Origin of the sequence: Enterobacteriaceae endosymbiont of Macroplea mutica (genome assembly GCF_012571345.1) — a bacterium.
In the GTDB taxonomy this organism is placed as follows: Bacteria; Pseudomonadota; Gammaproteobacteria; order Enterobacterales; family Enterobacteriaceae.
Window position 1 is genome coordinate 161,543 of sequence record NZ_CP046218.1, and the last position, 17,082, is coordinate 178,624.

At 22.4% G+C, this 17,082-nt stretch carries 17 protein-coding genes and 1 tRNA gene; 5 read left to right on the forward strand and 13 right to left on the reverse strand.

Annotation, left to right across the window (positions count from 1 at the left end):
* Positions 1-50: 50 nt before the first annotated feature.
* Positions 51-1,100 carry an extracellular solute-binding protein gene (locus tag GJT87_RS00785; protein WP_168895530.1) on the forward strand — a complete coding sequence of 350 codons (1,050 nt, stop codon included), beginning with the start codon at positions 51-53 and terminating at the stop codon, positions 1,098-1,100.
* On the opposite strand, the gene trhO is transcribed toward GJT87_RS00785, so the two are convergent.
* Positions 1,101-2,069 carry an oxygen-dependent tRNA uridine(34) hydroxylase TrhO gene (gene trhO / locus GJT87_RS00790; RefSeq protein ID WP_168895531.1) on the reverse strand — a complete coding sequence of 323 codons (969 nt, stop codon included), beginning with the start codon at positions 2,067-2,069 and terminating at the stop codon, positions 1,101-1,103. It abuts the gene before it with no gap.
* A gap of 151 nt (positions 2,070-2,220) precedes the next feature.
* Here trhO and GJT87_RS00795 point away from each other — a divergent pair.
* From GJT87_RS00795 to aroC, 3 genes are all read left to right on the forward strand, one after another.
* Positions 2,221-2,293, forward strand: a tRNA-Asn gene (locus GJT87_RS00795).
* An 86-nt stretch (positions 2,294-2,379) separates the two neighbouring features.
* On the forward strand, positions 2,380-3,291 hold the full coding sequence (gene prmB / locus GJT87_RS00800; protein WP_168895532.1) for a 50S ribosomal protein L3 N(5)-glutamine methyltransferase: 912 nt from the start codon (positions 2,380-2,382) through the stop codon (positions 3,289-3,291).
* Between the two features lie 22 nt (positions 3,292-3,313).
* On the forward strand, positions 3,314-4,387 hold the full coding sequence (gene aroC / locus GJT87_RS00805; RefSeq protein ID WP_168895533.1) for a chorismate synthase: 1,074 nt from the start codon (positions 3,314-3,316) through the stop codon (positions 4,385-4,387).
* A 3-nt stretch (positions 4,388-4,390) separates the two neighbouring features.
* On the opposite strand, the gene GJT87_RS00810 is transcribed toward aroC, so the two are convergent.
* From GJT87_RS00810 to rsmA, 5 genes are all read right to left on the reverse strand, one after another.
* Entirely contained in the window at positions 4,391-4,996 is a 606-nt protein-coding gene (locus tag GJT87_RS00810) for a peroxiredoxin (RefSeq protein WP_168895534.1), read from the reverse strand.
* Positions 4,997-5,092: 96 nt separating this feature from the next.
* Entirely contained in the window at positions 5,093-6,109 is a 1,017-nt protein-coding gene (locus tag GJT87_RS00815; RefSeq protein WP_168895535.1) for a methyltransferase, read from the reverse strand.
* Between the two features lies 1 nt (position 6,110).
* Entirely contained in the window at positions 6,111-6,944 is an 834-nt protein-coding gene (locus GJT87_RS00820) for a symmetrical bis(5'-nucleosyl)-tetraphosphatase (RefSeq protein WP_168895536.1), read from the reverse strand.
* A gap of 12 nt (positions 6,945-6,956) precedes the next feature.
* Positions 6,957-7,334 carry a Co2+/Mg2+ efflux protein ApaG gene (gene apaG, locus GJT87_RS00825; protein WP_168895537.1) on the reverse strand — a complete coding sequence of 126 codons (378 nt, stop codon included), beginning with the start codon at positions 7,332-7,334 and terminating at the stop codon, positions 6,957-6,959.
* A 4-nt stretch (positions 7,335-7,338) separates the two neighbouring features.
* Positions 7,339-8,145, reverse strand: a complete 807-nt coding sequence (gene rsmA, locus GJT87_RS00830; RefSeq protein ID WP_168895538.1) for a 16S rRNA (adenine(1518)-N(6)/adenine(1519)-N(6))-dimethyltransferase RsmA — start codon at positions 8,143-8,145, stop codon at positions 7,339-7,341.
* A 381-nt stretch (positions 8,146-8,526) separates the two neighbouring features.
* On the opposite strand from rsmA, the gene djlA reads away from it, so the two are divergent.
* Positions 8,527-9,336 carry a co-chaperone DjlA gene (gene djlA / locus GJT87_RS00835; protein ID WP_168895539.1) on the forward strand — a complete coding sequence of 270 codons (810 nt, stop codon included), beginning with the start codon at positions 8,527-8,529 and terminating at the stop codon, positions 9,334-9,336.
* A 25-nt stretch (positions 9,337-9,361) separates the two neighbouring features.
* On the opposite strand, the gene acpS is transcribed toward djlA, so the two are convergent.
* From acpS to rlmB, 7 genes are all read right to left on the reverse strand, one after another.
* Positions 9,362-9,784 carry a holo-ACP synthase gene (gene acpS / locus GJT87_RS00840; RefSeq protein WP_168895540.1) on the reverse strand — a complete coding sequence of 141 codons (423 nt, stop codon included), beginning with the start codon at positions 9,782-9,784 and terminating at the stop codon, positions 9,362-9,364.
* Positions 9,768-10,613 carry a GTPase Era gene (gene era / locus GJT87_RS00845; RefSeq protein ID WP_168895541.1) on the reverse strand — a complete coding sequence of 282 codons (846 nt, stop codon included), beginning with the start codon at positions 10,611-10,613 and terminating at the stop codon, positions 9,768-9,770. The genes acpS and era overlap by 17 nt, the downstream gene beginning before the upstream one ends.
* A gap of 33 nt (positions 10,614-10,646) precedes the next feature.
* Positions 10,647-11,321, reverse strand: coding sequence for a ribonuclease III (gene rnc, locus GJT87_RS00850; RefSeq protein ID WP_168895542.1), 675 nt, complete (start codon positions 11,319-11,321; stop codon positions 10,647-10,649).
* A gap of 38 nt (positions 11,322-11,359) precedes the next feature.
* Positions 11,360-12,259 carry a signal peptidase I gene (gene lepB, locus GJT87_RS00855; RefSeq protein ID WP_168895543.1) on the reverse strand — a complete coding sequence of 300 codons (900 nt, stop codon included), beginning with the start codon at positions 12,257-12,259 and terminating at the stop codon, positions 11,360-11,362.
* A 24-nt stretch (positions 12,260-12,283) separates the two neighbouring features.
* Positions 12,284-14,074: a translation elongation factor 4 gene (lepA, locus tag GJT87_RS00860; RefSeq protein ID WP_168895544.1), complete on the reverse strand. Its 1,791-nt coding sequence runs from the start codon at positions 14,072-14,074 to the stop codon at positions 12,284-12,286.
* Positions 14,075-14,128: 54 nt separating this feature from the next.
* Entirely contained in the window at positions 14,129-16,171 is a 2,043-nt protein-coding gene (locus GJT87_RS00865; protein WP_168895545.1) for a M3 family metallopeptidase, read from the reverse strand.
* 99 nt (positions 16,172-16,270) lie between these two features.
* Positions 16,271-17,011, reverse strand: a complete 741-nt coding sequence (gene rlmB, locus GJT87_RS00870) for a 23S rRNA (guanosine(2251)-2'-O)-methyltransferase RlmB (protein ID WP_168895546.1) — start codon at positions 17,009-17,011, stop codon at positions 16,271-16,273.
* Positions 17,012-17,082 lie beyond the last annotated feature (71 nt).

The following is a 17,082-nucleotide window of genomic DNA, read 5'->3' on the forward strand; positions in this document are numbered from 1 at the left end:
ATCAATTTACTATTTTCAACAAATTATTTCTACAGGTAGGTATTATTAAAATGATATTATTTATTAAATTATGCTTAATATGTTTTATATTAATCATACATCGTCAATATTTTAAACCTATTAATATAAAAAATAACACAGTTATTTTTTATAATTGGACAGAATATGTACCAACTAGTATATTAGAACAATTTACACAAGAAACAGGTATTAAAGTCATATATTCAACATATGAATCTAATGAAAGTATGTATGCTAAATTAAAAACATATAATCAAAAATATGATTTAGTAGTTCCTTCTACTTATTTTGTTACTAAAATGCGTCAAGAAGGTATGTTGCATAAAATAGATAAAACAAAACTAACTAATTTTAAAAATTTAGACCCAAAATTTTTAAATAAATCTTTTGATGTGAATAATATGTATTCTATCCCATACATATGGGGTGCTACTGCTATTGGTATTAATACTAAATATGTTCATGATAAAGAAATAAATAGTTGGAAAGATTTATGGGATCCTAAATACGATCATGCCATCTCTTTACTTGATGATGCTAAAGAAGTTTTTCAAGTGGCTTTATTAAAATTAGGATTAACACATAAAATTATTACTTTAAAAGATATACAATATGCTTATTTAGAACTAAAAAATTTAATGCCTAATGTTGTATTATTTAATTCTGATAATCCAGGTTATCCTTTTGCAGAAGGTGCTATAAAAATTGGCATGATATGGAATGGTTCAGCTTATGCTATGAAAAAATTAGGTGTGCCTATAAAATTTATTTGGCCTAAAGAAGGTAGTATTTTTTGGTTAGATAGTTTTGTAATACCATATCATGCTCAAAATATTAATGGTGCTTTAAAATTAATTAATTTTTTATTACGTCCAGATATTGCTGCAAAAATTGTACAAATTACAGGATATTCAACTCCTAATTTAAATGCAAAAAAATTTTTACCATTTAACATGATTCATGATGATATATTATATCCTAATGCAAATATTATTAAAAATGGTGTATGGCAAAGTAATGCTAATCAAAATATTATACAAGCATATGAAACAAATTTTCAAAAATTAAAAAATATTTAATTATATTATTACATATTTTTTATTTTTTAATAAAGTTGTTTTGCAATATATGCTACAACAATTTTTATAATATTTTTTACATTTAGGACATTGTAAAAATAATAGATGGCAAGTATCATTTTTACAATTAGTAAATATGTTATATGGCGTCTTACACTGATAACAATAAGAAATAATATCTTGTGTTATTTGTTCTCCCATCCGATTATCAAAAACAAAATTAGTACCTATAAACTTCATCTGAAGGTGTAATTTATGTACTTCTTTTACATACTTAATAATTCCTCCTTCAACCTGATAAACATTTTTAATGTTGTTAAATAATAACCATGAAGTAGCTTTTTCACAACGTATACCTCCTGTACAATACAAAATAATTTTTTTATTGTATTTATATGGTTGTATATTATCTAAAAGATGTAACATTTGGTGATGAAAAGTTTTTGCTTCTTTAAATATTATTGCATTGGTAAAATGCCCAATTTGATATTCATAATAATTTCTCATATCAATAAGAACAACATTATGATCTTCTATCATAGTATTTACTTGTTTAGCATTTAAATATACACCTGTAGTATTAAATTTTAAAAAATTAAAACATGTTAAACCATCATTTAATATGTTTTTTTTATATATAATTTTAAGCATAAAAAATGCATGTTTAGTATTATCAATAGCAATATTCCAATATATATCTATAAAAATTTCATGTATTTTTTTAATAAAAAACTTTATTATTGTATAATAATAATGTGGTATGCTAATTTGTGCATTAATACCTTCTTCTGCAATATAAATACGTCCTAATACTTTAAAAGAATACAATAAAATATATAATTGTCTTCTTATTTGTAATACATTTTTCAATTTATAATATTTATAAAAGGATATTATAATTCTGTTATGCGAATTTTTTAAAAAATTTTTTTTTAGTTGTATACGGGAAATTCTGTTATGGAATAACATTAAAAGAACCTATTTTGTAAAAAAATAAATCATTACACATGTGATTTTTATCATTTTAATTAAATATAATTATGTCTATTATAAAATAATAAAAATAAAGATCAAGTATATTGACATTATATTTTTCATAATATAAAATAACAGGTTATTATCCTCTGTAGTTCAGTTGGTAGAACGGCGGACTGTTAATCCGTATGTCACTGGTTCGAGTCCAGTCAGGGGAGTTTATGGTATATTATATAAATATTTAATGCTTTATTCATCATATTAACATTAGTAATGTAATATATTTTATAGGATTAATGTGTTTATGATAATAAAATTACAAGATATTTTAAACAAAGATATCTTATTAGAATTATTTACAATACAAGATTTTGTACGTTGGGCAACTAGTTGTTTTAGTATTTCTGAAATATGGTATGGTCATGGTAATAATAATCCATGGGATGAAGCTATACAATTAATTTTACCTACATTAGGTTTACCACCATATATGTGGCATAATGTGTTTCAAACACGATTAGTTACATATGAAAAAAAAAATATTTATTATAAAGTACATATGCGTATTACACAACGCATACCGGTTGCTTATTTAACAAATAAAGTATGGTTTTGTGGACACGAATTATATGTGGATAAACGTACTTTAATACCTAGGTCACCAATACAAGAACTAATTAATAATAAATTTGAAAAAATTATATTTCATACACCAAAAAATATATTAGATTTAGGCACAGGTAATGGATGTATAGCAATTGCCTGCTCTTATCTTTACCCGAAAGCTAACATAGATGCAGTTGATATTTCTCAAAATGCTATTAATGTTACAGAACAAAATATCTTTTTACATGGGTTAGAAAAAAAAATTACACCAATATGTAGTAATTTATTTGATAATTTACATCAATCACATTATGATTTAATTATATCTAATCCTCCTTATATTAATCGACAAGAAATGGAATATTTACCTAAAGAATATTTATACGAACCTATTATAGGACTTGTATCTACTAAAAAAGGATTAGATATGATATACAAGATTATTAAACAATCTCGTAAATTTCTTAAAAAGACAGGTATAGTCATTTGTGAAGTAGGTAATCAAAAAAAAAAAATTCAACATAAATATCCAAATATACATTTTGAATGGTTAAAGTTAAATAATGATGATGTAGATATTTTTAAAATTCATTATGAACAATTAAAATAATTAATAAAAATAGAGAGAATATATGTCTGGTAATACGATTGGCAAAATATTTCAAGTAACAACTTTTGGTGAATCTCATGGTAAAGCATTAGGGTGTATTGTAGACGGTGTACCTCCAAATATTATTTTAAATGAACAAGATATTCAAAAAGATCTCGATAGAAGAAAACCAGGTTTATCTAAATATACTTCACCACGTAAAGAAATAGATAAAATTAAAATTTTGTCTGGAGTTTTTCAAGGCAAGACAACAGGAACAAGTATTGGTTTATTAGTTTATAATATGGATTATAGATCACAAGATTATAGTAACATTAAAAATATTTATCGACCTGGTCATGCAGATTTTACTTATCAAAAAAAATATCATATTAGAGATTATCGTGGTGGTGGTCGTGCTTCAGCTCGAGAAACTGTTATGAGAGTAGCCGCTGGTGCTATTGCAAAAAAATATTTATTCGATAAGTATAATATTGTTATTAGGGGTTATTTATCTCAAATGGGTCATATTAAATGTAATTTTGATAATTGGGATATTGTTAATAATAATCCATTTTTTTGTCCTAATATAACTAATATTAAATGTCTAGAAAATCTAATAAATAATTTAAAAAAAGCTGGTGACTCTATAGGCGCTAAAATAACTCTAATAATACAAAATCTTCCAATAGGTTTAGGAGAACCTGTATTTGATAAATTAGATGCGGAGTTAGCATACTCATTAATGAGTATTAATGCAGTTAAAGGTATTGAAATTGGTGATGGTTTTAAAGTTATTACACAGTTAGGTAGTGAAAATAGGGATGCAATGGATACTAATGGTTTTCAAAGTAATCATTCTGGAGGTATTTTAGGAGGTATTAGTAGTGGACAAGATATTATGATTAATATTGCTATAAAACCAACTTCTAGTATTCCAAAAACTATTAATACTATAAATATTATAGGTAATCAAACAACGTGTAGTACACAAGGACGACATGATCCTTGTGTAGGTATTAGAGCGATCCCAATTAGTGAAGCAATGGTTGCTATTGTTTTAATGGATCATTTATTACGTTATCGTGCACAATGTGCTGATAATATTTATAAATAATTATTAATTTAATTCTTTTAAATTATGAGATAAATAATCTTTTATTCCTGCTTCTGTAGGAATAATACTATGTTTCCCAGATGTCCATTGTGCAGGACAAACTTGACCATATTTTTTATAATGTTTAATAGCATCAATAATACGTAAAGTTTCATGAATATTACGTCCAAAAAACAAATCATTAACTGTTTGATGTTTAATAATATGTTTCTCATCAATAATAAAAGTTGCTCTCAATGCAATACTTAAATCAGGATGTTCAACACCATATTGTTGTTGTATATTTTTTTTTATATCTGAGATCATAATAAACTTAATATGGCCTATTCCTCCTTGATTAATATCTGTATTACGCCATGCTTTATGTACATATTGCGAATCACAAGAAACGCCTAATAATTTCACATTTCTTTTATCAAATTCATCATAATATTTGTTAAATGTAATAATTTCTGATGGACATACATAAGTAAAATCTAAAGGCCAAAAAAATATTACAGTAATTTTATTTTCTGTATATTGATAAAAATTAAAATTTTCAATAATATTACCGTTAGGCAATACTGCTGGCGCAATAAATTGTGGTGCTGGACGTGTTACTAATATCATTCTTTTATCCTCCAACCGATATTTATATTTATAAAAAACATTATTACAACATTCAATTATATGTATAATATTTTTATTTATACATAAAATTATTATTTAGTTATTTATAAGACTAAATACTGTATATTTATTATTTTTAGACAAAATAGTAAAGTTTAATAATAATGAATGTAATATTTTTTTATATGGTATACAATTATGTCCAACAAATCTAAATTCACCTTTATATTTTAAATATTTTTTAAAATTATACAAAATAGTATATATACAATTTAAAGAGTAAGGTCTTCCATTATGAAATGGTGGATTAGAAATAATTAGATCAAATTTATTGTTTATGTGTGAAAATAAATTACTAGGAAATATATTAACATTATGAATATGATTTATTAATAATGTTTTTTTCGAAGCCAAAATTGCTTTTGCATCTTTATCAACTGCATATAATTTAGTTTTATTTATTTTGATATTATCATATAGTATTGTTGTGATAATACCTGAACCACAACCTAAATCTAATATATTCCCTTGCATATTAGATTTTAATGTAGTAATTAATAATTTACTTCCTAAATCTAATTTATTACTATTAAACATACCAGGTAAATTATAAATTATTTTATTTTGAAAAATATAAAATTCCCAATAATCATTTATATTAAATGATATTTTTTCTTTATAAATAGCATGATAAATACTACATTTTCTAGCACTAATGATTTTATGAAATATTATATTTAATGTATTAATATTATTAATACTATTAATACCACTATTATTTTTTCCTATGATAAAAATACTACTATTATATAGTAAATTACAAACAGATTTTGTGAATAAAAAAACAGACTCACGTTTATTTTTTGTCCAAAAAAATATTAATACATTATAATATACTTGAATATTTATCATATTAAAAAAGACTTTTTTATGTAATATTTTACTTAACCATAAATAATAATCATATTGATCAGTATAAACAATTGTGTCTTTTGTTTGTAAATATATGGGCAAGGCATTTATGCTGTGTCCAGCAAATATTACTCTTAAATTTTGAAAGTTATTTTTAAATTTATATAAAAAATATTTATTAATTGCTGATAATTTATACATATTATGTATGATGACATTTAAGATAAAAAAACTTTTTCTCTTCTAAAGAAAATAATGTTAATTTATGACCCCAACAACAACCAGTATCTAAACCAATGATATTTTTAGGCGTATATTTTCCTTGTAATGTAGACCAATGTCCAAAAAAAATTTTATACTTTTTGTATAAAATATTGTTCATTAAAAACCATGGTTTTAATAATGATGTAACTTTTTCTGGGACATCTTTAGATAGCATTTCTAATGTGCCATTAGAATAACAATATCGCATATTAGTAAAGGAATTAATAATGAAACTATATCTTGGGAAACCTTGTAATTGATTATTGTCCCAATCAGTCACTTGTGGATAGTGATATAAATAAGAAAAAAATTCTTTACTATTATGACTAGATATTATTTGTTCTACTTCTCGTGCTGATGCTAATACTATTTTTAGAGAATTCCATTGCGGCGTAATGCCTGCATGTGTCATTAAAAATTTTTTTTTTATATTATATTGTATTAATGGCTGGAACTTTAACCAGTTGTTAATAATATCTAAAATATGTGGTTGTTTAAGTAAAAATAAAAGTTCTTGATCATATAAATTATATTTATGTTTTATTCCTACAGATAAAGCTATAAAATATAAATCGTGATTACCTAATACTAATTTAATAGAATGGCGAATATCATATAAAAAATATAGTAATTTTATTGAATCGGGGCCACGGGCAATAATATCTCCTGTTATCCATAACATATCTTTAGTATAGTTAAAATTTATTTTTTTTAACATACTTACTAATTCATTATAACATCCATGAAGATCTCCAATAAGATAAGTAGTCATATTATTTCAATATTAATGTATATAAGTTTGAATGGCTAAACGAAAAATAGGTATTTCTACATGAAATACATCATTATTTTCATCAACCATGATATAGTGTCCTTGCATAATACCAATAGGTGTTTCTAAAACAGTACCACTAGTATAATAAAAATTATTACCTGGATTAATATATGGTTTTTTACCTGCTACTCCTTCCCCATGTATTTGTGTTGTTTTACCATTACCATTAGTTATTATCCAATAACGACTAATTAGTTGTAAGATTTTTTTACTGATATTATGTATTTTCATRGTGTATGCAAAAACATAACGATGCTGTTCTGGAGTAGATTGTGATTCTATATACATACTATGTACTTTGATATAAACTTGAGATAGTAATTGCATTAGTTTATACTTTTCCTTTTTTATAATTTGATTCTAATACTGCAGATAATTGACAATATTCTTTAATAGAAACATTTTCAGCTCTTATTTTATAATCAATACCTAACTGATTTAAATCTTCTATAGTAAATAAATTTTTTAAACTATTACGTAAAATTTTTCTTCTCATACTAAATGCTTGTTTAATAATTTTGTGTAACATCATAATATTGTTATAATCATAATACTTAGTAATATATGGTTGAATATGTATCATACCAGAAATAACTTTAGGAATAGGATAAAAATCATTGTTTTGTATTTCAAATAATGATTGTATTTTATAATGTAATTGCAACATAATACTTAAACATCCATAATGTTTTTCTCCTGGATTAGCTGTTAAACACTGTATTACTTCTTTTTGCATAATGAAATTCATATCTTTAATATATTTTTTATATTGTAATAGAAAAAACAATAATTGAGTAGAAATATTATATGGCAAACTACCAAATATACGTATTTTTTTGTGTTTTTTTTTTGATAAAACGGCATAATCAATATTAAATACATTATCATGAATAATATTTATAGAAAGATTTTTTAATATATGATGTTTTTTTAAAAAAGTTACAAAACGATGATCAATTTCAATTAATGTAATATTAGTATTGTAATAAGTCATAGGTATAGTTAAAGCACCTAAACCAGGACCGATTTCAATAAAATAATTGTTTTGTATAGGGTTAATTGTAGTAATAATTTTCTTAATTATATTAGTATTTTTTAGAATATGTTGTCCATATTTTTTTTTAAAAAGTATTTTCATATATTTTTATGGGAATCTATAAAATTTAGCTATTGCAGCAGTGTAAAATAAATGTAATGTGTATATTAAATTGTATATAGTATGTATTTATTTAAATTAATAATAATGTTATAAAATTAAACAAGTATATAAATATATAATCTTACATTCATTATTTTAACATATAAAATTTATTATAATTGCTTTATAATACATATTTTTAATTAAATAATAACAATATTAATATTAACACTTTATTCATAAATATATTAAATAGTTTTTTTACAAAATACTTTTCATATATAATTTTATATATAAATAAAGAATTTTAATTTCATTAAAATATAATATTGATTATAATATTAAAGTTATTGTTAATATAATATGAGATTGAGGATAATAATGTCATATTGGGGGAGATTAATAGGTTTTATTATTGGTTTAATGACTAGTGGTAATTTTTTACATGTATTATTTTATACTAGTATAGGATATTTATTTGATAAATTTTTTATTATACATGCTGAATGGTATAATAATAATTATACAATTAATCATAAAAAAACATTTATACAAATAACTTTTGAAGTTATGGGTTATATTAGTAAATCTAAGGGCTTTGTAACTAAAAAAGATATTATTATTACGACAAATATAATGCAACAATTACATTTAAATGATCGTGATATTATTTTAGCACAACATTATTTTAATCATGGTAAACAAATAGATTATCCATTAATTCATAAATTAAACTGTTTATATTATAAATTAATTGATCAACAAAACTTATTACATAAATTTATTTTTATACAAGTACAATTGGCTTATGCTAATCATTACTTAGATCCAAAAACAGAACAAATATTACGCATTATTTTTAGAGAATTACATGTTTCATATCATGAAATGAATAATATATTTGATAATATATATTCTAGAAACTTCTTTTCACAAAAAAATAATTATCAATATAATCATTTTTCTCCAAAAAATACAACTACAGAACTAATGCAAGCATATAAAACATTACAAGTAAATCAAAATGATAGCATGTTAATTATAAAAAAAAAATATTATAAATTAATGAGTAAATATCATCCAGATAAATATATGTCACAGAAATATTCTTTAAAAGAATTAGAAGCAGCAAAAAGAAAAACACAAAAAATACAACATGCATATAATATAATTAAAAAATACAAAAAATAAAGAATAATATTATTAAACAAAATATTTATAAAATAATAACGATCGCACTAACATATTCTTTTTCATCTGTAATTGTTACATGTGTTTCAAAATATTTTTTCCTTGTTTGTATGATATGTAATGCTTGATTATATAATTTTATTGTTGGACAACCATATTTATCATGATTAAGTTCAATATGTTTAAAAAAAATACCTTTAGTGAAACCTGTATGTAATGCTTTTACAGTTGCTTCTTTTGCCGCAAAATGTTTTGCTAAAAAATATGTTTTTTTATTTGAACATTTATAATACTGATATATTTCATTAGTTGTTAAAATTTTTTTTGCAAATAAATCATTGAAACGTAATATAATCTTTGTAATACGTGTAACATGTACTATATCCATGCCTAATCCTAAAATTTTCATTATTTTTTTACTCATAAAAATATCATTTCTGTTTAACATATAGATTTACAATAACTTTTTTATCAAAATACATACATATATTATTCTGCGTTCTTAAAGTAATTGATTTAATTTTTTGTCCATGATGTCCTATAATAATTTTTTTGTGTGTGTTTGTTTGGATGAAAAGTATTGCTGTAATTTTCTGAAAAATATTTTTATTAATATTGATTATATCATTTAAATAAATATTTATTTTATATGGTATTTCTTTATGTAAATAAAATAAAAGACTTTCTCTAATTATTTCAATTATTATCGAGACATTATTTTGATTAGTAATTGTATGATATGGATAAAAATGTTCTTTATTTGGCAAATTATTACATAAAAAATGATTAATATGACTTACATATAAAAATTTTTTAGCAGAAATTATAAATATTTCAGTAAAGCTTATTTTGTGTTGTATATAACGTATATATGGCAATAGAATTTTTTTGTGATTAATAAGATCAATTTTATTAATAATAATGATAGTAGGAATATTAGTATTACATGTAATCTTAATGATATTATCTTCTATTGAATCCCATTTATCACGATCTAACATTAATAAAACATAATTAAAATTATTTTTATTATTCTTAAATAATTGTATAAGATATTTATAATTAGTAGTATAAGTAATACCGGGAGTATCTGTATATTCTATTTGATAATTATGTTTATGATATATACCAATAATATTAGAACGAGTAGTATTTATCTTATGTGATACAATAGAAATTTTTTTATTGATTAATTGATTTATTAAAGTTGATTTACCAACATTTGTACGTCCAATAATTACTATACGACCATAATACATACATTTATTATGTACCAATAATTTGCTCCTTATTTAGAATAAATTAGTAATTTATTTTTTTTCTATTCCTAAATGTATTAAAGCATATTCAGCCGCAGATTGTTCAGCTTTACGACGACTAGAACCAATTCCTATAATAATTTTAGAAATTCCATTAATTTTACATTGTATAAAAAATTGTTGATTATGTATCTCGCCATTAATTTGGATAATAAAATAACATGGTAAAGGTAAATGTGATCTTTGTAAATATTCTTGCAATCTTGTTTTAGGATCTTTTTGATTATGACCAGGAATAATATTGTTTAATCTGAATTTGTACCAATATAAAATAATTTTTTCTACTATTTTAATATTACTATCTAAACAAATACTACCAATTAATGCTTCAATAGTATCTGCTAGTATAGATTCTCTATCATAACCGCCATTTTTAAATTCTCCAGGACCTAAAAACAAATATCGACCTAATTTAAAGTCTCTTGCAATACTTGCTAAAGTATCTCCACGTACTAGTGTTGCACGCATACGACTCATATTACCTTCATTAACATTAGGAAATTGTTTATATAAAGCTTTAGCTATAATGTAACTTAAAATAGAATCTCCTAAAAATTCTAATCTTTCATTATGTTTACTACTAGCGCTACGATGTGTTAAAGCTTGATACAACAAATTTTGGTGTTGGAAAATATAACCTATTTTTTTTTGTAATTTATTTATCATAATTAAATTATATTTAAATCTATATGTAAAACATTATCTTAGTTAATAATTTTAAATATACGGTTTAAGCTAGTTCCTATTGGCCATTTATTATGTTCTTTATGTATATTAAATAAAACATATTGTGCTTGTCCTAAAATATCCTTTTTATTTATTAAACCCCAATAACGACTATCATAACTATCATCTCTATTATCTCCCATAACAAAATAATTTTCTGGAGGTATAATCCAAGAATAATAAGTATTATGAAAATGATAATATGTTTTTAAATGATCATTAATAATTTCTGGCAGCAATAAAATTATGTGTGCGCGTTTATTTATTATTTCCTTGTATTCTAAAAATTTTAATGTTTTAAAAATATTTTTAAAAAATGTTTGTTGTTTTAACGTATTGTGTGGAGATAATAAAAAATTATATTTTATAATAGATGTTAAGTGATATTGTCCTTTTTTCATAGTATATAGCATAATTTGCTTGCTATATTCATTATAAATGATTTTATCACCTGGTATTCCAATAATTCTTTTAATAAAATGTATTTTTTTATTTTTAGGATATTGGAAAACTACAATATCACCTCGCTGAGGTATTTTATTTTGGATTAACAATTTATTATTAAAAGGATTATGTATTCCATAAATAAATTTATTTACTAAAATAGTATCGCCTATTAATAAGTTAGGCAACATAGAATCAGACATGATATAACATGGTTCATATATAAAAAATCGTACAGAAAAAAATAATATAACAATGATAAAAAATAAATTTACCTCTTTTTGCCAAAAGTTATTTTTGTGATTTAAACGATAATAATACAAACTTGTATGTTTTTTAAAAAAAAAGTTATATAAAGTGGATATAATATTATATATCCAAATAATACCCATAATATATAGACTATATGTTAATATTTTTATAAATATATTCATGATATGTTTTACTATAAAGTATGTTTATTTTTTAATATTTAATACTGCTAAAAATATAGATGAAGGTAGTAAAATATTTCCAATATTTTTCATACGTTTTTTACCTATTTTTTGTTTTTGAATTAATTTTTTTTTTCTACTAATATCTCCTCCATAACATTTAGCAATAACATTTTTACGTAACGGTTTAATATAAGTACTAGCGATAATTTTAGTACCTACAGCTGCTTGTATTGTAATATCAAATTGTTGTCTCGGAATTAAATTTTTAATTGTATTTATTAAAATATGACTAAAAGAATTTATTTTTTCTTTATATATGATAGTTGTYAAAGAATCAATACGTTTTTTGTTAATCAAAATATTTACACATGTAATATTAGTAATTTTAAATTTAATAAAATAATAATCTAATGAAGCATATCCTTTAGTAATAGATTTTAATTGGTCAAAAAAATTTACAATAACTTCCGCCATAGGTATTTCATATACTAACATAATATGTTTAGTATGATAAACAATATTTATTTGTATTCCATGTTTACTAATACATAATTTTATAATATTCCCGATATATTTGATAGGAGTAAATATTTTACATTTTACAATAGGTTCTTTAATATTATGAATATGATATAATGGTGGGAATTTTGCAGGATTATTTTCATAAATAACTTGTTTATTGTTCGTTTCAATTTGATATGTTACTGTTGGTGTAGTAATAATAATTTCTATACTATATTCACGTAATAAGCGTTGTTGAATAATTTCCATATGCAGCAATCCTAAAAATCCACATCTATAACCAAAACCTAAGATTTCAGAATTTTCTGGTTCAAATGTTAAAGATGCATCATTAAGACTAAGTTTCATTAATGCATTACTAAACATTTTATAATCATCTGTTGTTATAGGAAACAATCCCGCAAAAACTTTTGGAGTACTTTTTTTAAATCCTGGTAAAATGTGTAAAGATCTTCGTAAACATAATGTTATAGTACCTCCAATAGGTACTTCTAAAATATTTTTAGTGCCTAATACAATCCAACCTACATCTCCACAACATAATTGTTTTAATACTATCTTTTTAGGAGTAAAAATACCTAGTTGTTCTGCATAATATATTTTATTAGTATTCATAATAATAATTTTATTTTTTTGAGCTATAATGCCATTTTTCATACAAATTAATGCAATAACACCTAAATAATTATCAAACCAAGAATCAATAATTAATGCTTGTGCAGGTGACAATATATTACCCGAAGGACACGGAATATTATTAATAATTTCATGTAATATATTTTCTATACCTAAACCTGTTTTTGCAGAACATTTTAAGTATGGCGGTTGTGTTATATTGCCTATAATTTCTTCTATTTCCATCTCAATTTTATTTATATCTACAGTTAATAAATCAATTTTATTAATGATAGGTATAACAGTTAATCCCATATTAATGGCTATATTATAATTTGATAAAGTTTGTGCTTCAATACCTTGACCAGCATCAATTAGTAATAAAGCACCTTCACAAGCAGCAAGAGAACGAGAAACTTCATAAGAAAAATCAACATGTCCTGGCGTATCAATAAAATTTAATGTATAATTTTTATTGTGTAAGTGATAGTATAAAGTCACACTTTGTGCTTTAATAGTAATACCTCTTTCTTTTTCTAATTCCATCGTATCTAATACTTGAGATTTCATTTCATATTTGGATAAACCATTACATAATTCTATTAAACGATCTGATAATGTTGTTTTACCATGATCTATATGTGCAATAATAGAAAAATTTCTAATATTTTTCATAAATTTATATTTATATTAATCACTATTATAAGCTTTATGCTAAAGATATCATGTTTATTTTGATATACCTTTATATTTTAATAAAGACTGTATATTTATGTTACGTCCACGAAATTTTTTAAAAACCTTTAAAATGTTTTCTGAATTACCTGTAGATAAAATTTCTTTTATAAACTTCTTACCTATAACAGGATTTATTAATCCATTTTGTTTAAAATAATCAAATATATCTGTTGCTATTTGTTCTGACCATAAATAACTATAATAACCAGCAGCATATTCGTTACCAAAAATATGACTAAAACTATTTAAAAATTTGTTCCATTTTGGCATAGGTGTAATTGTAACAATATCTTTTTTAATTATTTTAATTAAATTTAAAATAATTTCTTTATTGATTTTATCATATTTTTCATTATGTATTATTATGTCTAATAAACTGAGTTCTATTTGTTTCATCATAGATAAAGATATGTTATATTTTTTTGTTGCAACTAATTGTTTAATCATATGCATTGGCATTGATTGCTTGCTTTTATAATGTTGAGAAATTAATGCAATGATTTCTGGTTCCCAACACCAATATTCCATAAACTGACTTGGAAATTCTACTATATCTAAAGGAATGGCATTAATTCCAGAAATATTAGGAATATTAATTACAGACATAATATGATGTAAAGCATGTCCACATTCATGAAATAAAGTTATAACATCATAATGATTTAATAATATATGTTTATGTGTATATATAAAATTACAATTGACATATGCTATAGGATATTGTAACACACTATTTTGTTTGAGCATTCTATTTTGGTAAATATCCATCCAAGCACCATTTTGTTTTTCTGGACGTGTATATAAATCAAAATAAATACTACCATATAATTTATGATGAGTATTATATACATTAAAAAACATAACTTTATTATTCCAAGTATCGACTATTTTTTTTTTAAAAATTAAACCATATATTTTATATAATAAATTAAACATGCCATCCATAACTGCATTTATAGGGAAATAAGATTTAATAATATTAAAATCAATATTATATAAATAAGACTTATATTTTTCAGTGAAAAACATTACATCCCAAGGTTTTATATTGACAATATTAAATTTTTCTTTAACAAATAATTTCAAATCTTGTACTTCTTTTTTTGCAGGTATTTTAATTAATTGAACTAATTGTTTTAAAAAATGCAAAACATGACATACTTTTTTTGCAGATTTATTATCTATAGATTTAATAGCATAAGTATTATAGCCTAATAATTGTGCTAATTTATAGCGTAATGATAATTCTTGTATAATAATAGGAAAATTATCCCATTTACTATTTTTAATATTAGATGCTCTTGTTGTATAAGCATAATATATATTTTTTCTTAAATAATGATTAGTACTATACATCATAATATTAATATAAATAGATTCTTCTAAAGTTATAAGATAACCTTTTTTTTGAATATATTTGGCTGCTTTTTCTTTAAAAGACTCGATAATATTTTTAGGTATACCTTTTAATGTATCTTTGTCGGTAGTATAATATTGCCAATCATTTGTGCTATCTAAAATATTATTATTAAATGTAATTTGTAAAACCGATAATTTTTTTATAATATATTTATATACTTGATAATCTTTATATGTTAAAAGAATGCCAGATAATTTAAAATCACGTAATATATTTTTGATAGATGTTTGTTGTAAAAAATGAATTTTATTACTAATAATAATATTATTTTGAATTATTAAATATATATTGTATATTTCTTTATTATGAAAGAACCATAAGTGATAATTTGTAATTATTTGAGTTATTTGATTATGTATTAAACGTAATTCGGGAGTACTTGTTACACAATTTAAATGATTAATAATAGAAATAATACGATTTAAATATTCGTTTAATTCTAAAATTGGTTGGCAAAAATTTTCCCAAGTATATTTACCGGAATATTTTTTTATTAAATTTGTAATTACATTACGACAGTTTCTAGTAATATCATTAACTGCAGGTATCATATGTTCATATTTTATGATACTAAATGGAGGCAATATAAAATGAGATAATAAAATATTTTTCATGCTTTATTCTCTATATTTTTATACAAAAAATTAAGATATTTATTATCCTTTAAGAGTATAGTAAATACACTCATTTTTATATATTAATCTTTGTAATATTCATTTAAAATTTTTTTGTCTTATAATTTCAAATAGAAAAATACCAGTGGCTACTGAAACATTTAATGAGTTAATTTTTTCTGATAATGGTATTTTACATAAAATATCACATTGTTTTTTTATAGATTGACGTATACCTTTATTTTCAGAACCAACAATTAAACATATAGGATATTGTAAATGATAATCATATATTATTGTATTACTATGTCCATCAGCTCCTATAATATTAATTTTATATTTTTTTAATAAAACAATTATATTATTAATGTTACTAACATAAATGATAGGAATCATATGTATTGCACCACAAGAAATTTTAGTAACCACTGAATTTATTTTAGCAGAAGAATGTTTTGGCAAAATAATGATATTAACTTTAGCAGCAACTGCACTTCTTATGCAAGCACCAAGATTATGTGGATCAGTAATATTATCTAAAATTAAAATTAAAGGTGATGTTATTTTTGTTAATAAAGATGTTATATGATTTTGATGATAATATAATTTTTGAGTAATATAAGCTATTATACCTTGATGAACATGATTATTAGTTTGTTTGTCCAACCATGTTTTACATACTTTTTTAGTAGTAATATCATATTTTTTTATATAGTAAAATAATTCTGCAATCTGTGTAGTATGTTTCCGATTTTTAGAAATAAAGATCCTTTTGCAAGATAATGGATTATATTTTAAGAGATTTATTATCGGATGTATACCAAAAATTACTTGTTGCATAATATTTATTAGCAATAACTAAAATATTTTATATATTACCATAAATTTTTATTTTTATAAAATTTTTATTT

Bases quoted from the DNA above. Each gene is read 5' to 3' on its own strand.
- GJT87_RS00785 (WP_168895530.1), top strand. From the start codon at position 51: ATGATATTATTTATTAAATTATGCTTAATATGTTTTATATTAATCATA.
- trhO (WP_168895531.1), bottom strand. From the start codon at position 2,069: ATGTTATTCCATAACAGAATTTCCCGTATACAACTAAAAAAAAATTTT.
- prmB (WP_168895532.1), top strand. From the start codon at position 2,380: ATGATAATAAAATTACAAGATATTTTAAACAAAGATATCTTATTAGAA.
- aroC (WP_168895533.1), top strand. From the start codon at position 3,314: ATGTCTGGTAATACGATTGGCAAAATATTTCAAGTAACAACTTTTGGT.
- GJT87_RS00810 (WP_168895534.1), bottom strand. From the start codon at position 4,996: ATGATATTAGTAACACGTCCAGCACCACAATTTATTGCGCCAGCAGTA.
- GJT87_RS00815 (WP_168895535.1), bottom strand. From the start codon at position 6,109: ATGTATAAATTATCAGCAATTAATAAATATTTTTTATATAAATTTAAA.
- GJT87_RS00820 (WP_168895536.1), bottom strand. From the start codon at position 6,944: ATGACTACTTATCTTATTGGAGATCTTCATGGATGTTATAATGAATTA.
- rsmA (WP_168895538.1), bottom strand. From the start codon at position 8,145: ATGAAAATACTTTTTAAAAAAAAATATGGACAACATATTCTAAAAAAT.
- djlA (WP_168895539.1), top strand. From the start codon at position 8,527: ATGTCATATTGGGGGAGATTAATAGGTTTTATTATTGGTTTAATGACT.
- acpS (WP_168895540.1), bottom strand. From the start codon at position 9,784: ATGTTAAACAGAAATGATATTTTTATGAGTAAAAAAATAATGAAAATT.
- rnc (WP_168895542.1), bottom strand. From the start codon at position 11,321: ATGATAAATAAATTACAAAAAAAAATAGGTTATATTTTCCAACACCAA.
- lepB (WP_168895543.1), bottom strand. From the start codon at position 12,259: ATGAATATATTTATAAAAATATTAACATATAGTCTATATATTATGGGT.
- GJT87_RS00865 (WP_168895545.1), bottom strand. From the start codon at position 16,171: ATGAAAAATATTTTATTATCTCATTTTATATTGCCTCCATTTAGTATC.
- rlmB (WP_168895546.1), bottom strand. From the start codon at position 17,011: ATGCAACAAGTAATTTTTGGTATACATCCGATAATAAATCTCTTAAAA.